Origin of the sequence: Vibrio sp. D431a (assembly GCF_030248655.1) — a bacterium.
Taxonomy (GTDB): Bacteria; Pseudomonadota; Gammaproteobacteria; order Enterobacterales; family Vibrionaceae; genus Vibrio; species Vibrio alginolyticus.
Genome location: NZ_JAHGAP010000069.1, coordinates 1 through 3,704, shown reverse-complemented (window position 1 = coordinate 3,704; position 3,704 = coordinate 1). Strand labels below are relative to the sequence as shown.

Sequence of the window (3,704 nt, the reverse complement as noted above, 5' to 3'; positions counted from 1 at the left end):
ACTCTTAAACAGTTTGTTAACTGGCTTTTCTACCGGTAATCATAGTTTAGTGAGTCTGGGTTCATTACCCTTTCTATACCACTTTCAAGAAGCCCTTTACTCAAAGCTTTGCTGATTAATAGAAAGCTTGGTATTTCGAGTAGATGCTTTCCATGAACTTTTGTTGTTGAGCAAGTTGCAAGTAACTGAGCCTTACTAAGACCAAAAGGAAAAATATGCCCTCTATTTAGCCTGTGAGCTCTCAGCATACGCTCACGTTTTTTAAGCACTCGATGTATAACAGATAAAAGCCACCCGTCTAGAGCCTCTAGTTGCTCATAATCATTAACGAGGGGATAAAAGCTCATAACACCTTTGAAATAAATCCGTTTAGTACGCCCAGATAAGTAGTCCTTTATCTGTTTTTTACTCAACCCACCATACATATAGCGACGAACTTGCATCATTGCTGTTAAGAAGTAGACATCACCTGTAGAGGGATAATGTTGCCCTGCAAGCGAAGATTGCTTCAATGGCTGTATCAGGTTTCGATAAAGGATATAAGAAAGCTGTTTTTTAATTTTTTTAACAGACTTATCCTTAATAGACACTTTATCAACTGACAGAGTGTATCCAAGGAAATCAAGAGAGTATTTAGGTTTAATTTCTGAAGGAAAGCCTTTTTTCGTTAAAAGTGATATACCATCAGATTTTGCAGCATTAATTTTTACACCAGCTTCATCAGAAAACTGGTTAATGAGCCCAAATGAGTTACATACTTTACTGTAATCTGGGGTCCAAACTATTGTGTCATCTGCATACCTAGAAAATTTCACACCTTCTTTCTCTAAAGATGTATCAAATTTCCAACACGTTAAATTAGCCAAGAACAAACTGATAGAGGTACCTTGAGGAATACCTTTATCACGATTATTTAGGAACGCCTTAATGATATATTTTTCTTCAGGGCTAATGAAAAAGCCGTTTTCATTAAACTGGGCATTCAGATATGAATGTGAAATTGAACCGAAGAAATCTGAAAAGTCGAACTCTGCAACAAAAGTACGCTCGTTTCGCTGTAGATCTACAGCAATATCTTGAATAGCAAAATGTACATTCCGGTCATTACGGTATGCATAAGAGAATGAACTGAATCTATGCTTGTTCTTAGCTAATAGTCGATTAAAAAATAGCTTCGAAATAGCAGCGTCGGGGATTTGAAAAATTGACACCTTTCTTTCACCACCATCGGACTTAGGAACAGTCTTAATATATGGTTCGTTTGGTAGGTAAGTTCGGCTTTCAATCCTTTTAGCTATCGATTTGGCTATACTCTTGTGCTTTTTCCGAACATAGAAAGGATTGAACTTTTTATCAATCTTCCAGTAATTAGGCGTATGAACTTCCTTTTTGGGTGCTGTGTGCCCCAAACGGGTAATATTGCGCTTATGCTCTAGATGAAGTCTATTATGGTATTCGTGGTACCTTGTAATTAGTTTTTCCGATTCTTCTTTGAGAACGTGTGCAATTTGCTTTTCTAAACTCATAACCAACCTAATACAAAAAAGCCTGAGCAAAGCTCAGGCTCTTCCACGGTGTCAACCCAAGTAAAAGTAAGTTACCATTTGGTTGACGAAAATTTGACCCTTCGCCCCCGTCAGAAGTGGGTTACACTGCTGAAAACTTCCCCGAAAGCAAGTAGAAGGCGACACCGTTGTTCCCATTGGGAACTTACCGAACAAGATACACAATAAGGTAATAATGATCAAGTTGAATATGCAGTATGTGAAGCCAGTTAACGCCGCATTAAGGTGTGAGCGGCGCTTGGCTATACTTGAGCGAAGCGAAACTGCCAAGCGTTGCGAATCACTCTTAAATGCTTTGTTAAAAGTAAAACACACTAGACCTAGAGTGTGGCTATTTCCAGCTTGATCCTATTTCAGCCATTGTTGATTCTACGTCAAATTCATGATCAATATCTGGACTGAATTCCCCCGAAACATCACCATACCTAAACTCTTCACAGGTACACTCACTTTCACCTTCATCACAATCAAAGCAAGTCGGGTTACAATACTCAATCATTCGATCAATTGCAGTTGAAGGGTCTGAAGAATCCAAGTAAGGATCATAAGCATCTATATAGCCATCTTCGCCATCAATCGTACTCAAAATAATGTCTGGCTCTTCGTATGAGAATCCAAGAATTTTTGAAATACTTCGTAGTACAATACGACCATAATCAAACTGATAACGTTCAGTTTTCATATAAACCACACCAGCATCTTCAACCAAGAGTCGAAAACTCATATGGCCATATTCATCTATAAGTTTTTTGTATCGATTTGGAGCAAGAGTGATATGTTTCATGGAATTGTTTACTGCATCAATTAGCTGAAACTTGTTATTGGTAAACCTGCCACCTTCAATGTGATAGCCAATATCAAGCTTTTGCATAATCGATTTTCGACTCACTTGCTCATCAGTACGCTCTTTTTGTATTGCGAGCATGTAATCAAGAGCATGAGCAATCACCATATTAAAGCCAATTGCTTGGTGTAACTTAAGGGTATTACTAGACACTTTTTCATCAATTTCATAGAGCGTAGGTAGCAGTATGGAATGATGATAGTCATAATAATCTAGTAAGCACTGTTCTAATTTATCTGACATTATTCGAAGAACCTATAATTTTACTTTTAACGCCCTGTTAAGGTGTGAGCAACGCAATACCGAAGCTACCGCATACCACCTTAAACACTAAACGCAACGCATAGTAAAAATGCTACGCGTTGCGAATCACTCTTAAACAGTTTGTTAGGGCTTTAATTTACAAAGTTGCTCAGTTTCCCATGTCGCTTGAAATGCAATGTTACCCTCACCACCGACTATAAACGCTATCGATGCACCAATACTTGCACTCACTGAAATATCCTTTGGAATCACACGAGATTTACAAGCTAATTCTATTGCTTGATCTAGCATCGATTCTCGTACAGAAGCTATGAAATCATCTTTTTGAACAGGTTTATAGGATTTGACGGGCTTGTCATGTGTAAAACCTGTCAATTTAGTTGCGCTCCAGTTTATTGGCATAAGCTGGCTAATCTCTATGTTCTTTTGAGATGGTTCTGATGGTAGAAAAACGCCGTCTAAAGCACCAGTATCCGTGTTAAATTTATAGAAGTCTGCTGAGTTCGAACGAATGGCATCAAAAGGAATAGACTTTACTTTGAGTCCTTCAGATAGAGCTAAAGAGACTGGCTCTGCATCTTCTTTTGAAGCACCTATATAAAAACCCAAGGTTTCGTTACTCCCCCCAATAATCTCATAGGACGTAAGCTGGTTACCGCTCAAGCCAGCGTAATCAGCTATGTCTTTTGAGCTTAGTACTTTACTACTTGCAATTTGAGTTGGGGTTTCTAGAGACTCGTATACATAGTCGATAGTGCCATCAGGGTTGATTACTGCTCTTATTTTTCCTTCCGTGTCTGCATACAAATTTGCAGAAAGTAGAACAAAAGGTACTGACCATAATCTATTAAACATAATGCTTGTCCTTTTAAGTACAGCATTAATATATAGCTCAAAATCTACGGGGAGCCCTAACGCCATGTTAAGGGGTGAGTAACGCAATACCGATGCTGCCGCATACCACCATAAACACTAAAACCAACGCATAGTGAAAATGCCACGCGTTGCGAATCCCTCTTGAACAGTTTGTT

General features: G+C 38.6%; 3 protein-coding genes. All 3 read right to left on the bottom strand.

What is annotated here, in order from left to right; translation table 11 throughout:
• Positions 1-29: 29 nt before the first annotated feature.
• The 3 genes from KJB35_RS27755 to KJB35_RS27740 all read right to left on the bottom strand — a co-directional run bounded on the left by KJB35_RS27755 (position 30) and on the right by KJB35_RS27740 (position 3,528).
• The gene (locus tag KJB35_RS27755) at positions 30-1,526 is read right to left on the bottom strand and encodes a reverse transcriptase domain-containing protein (RefSeq protein ID WP_140335091.1); all 1,497 of its coding nucleotides are present in this window, start codon (positions 1,524-1,526) and stop codon (positions 30-32) included.
• A 370-nt stretch (positions 1,527-1,896) separates the two neighbouring features.
• Complete coding sequence (locus KJB35_RS27750; protein ID WP_042524092.1) at positions 1,897-2,652, bottom strand: hypothetical protein; 756 nt, start codon at positions 2,650-2,652, stop codon at positions 1,897-1,899.
• A 144-nt stretch (positions 2,653-2,796) separates the two neighbouring features.
• Positions 2,797-3,528, bottom strand: coding sequence for a hypothetical protein (locus tag KJB35_RS27740; RefSeq protein WP_140119776.1), 732 nt, complete (start codon positions 3,526-3,528; stop codon positions 2,797-2,799).
• Between the last annotated feature and the right edge of the window lie 176 nt (positions 3,529-3,704).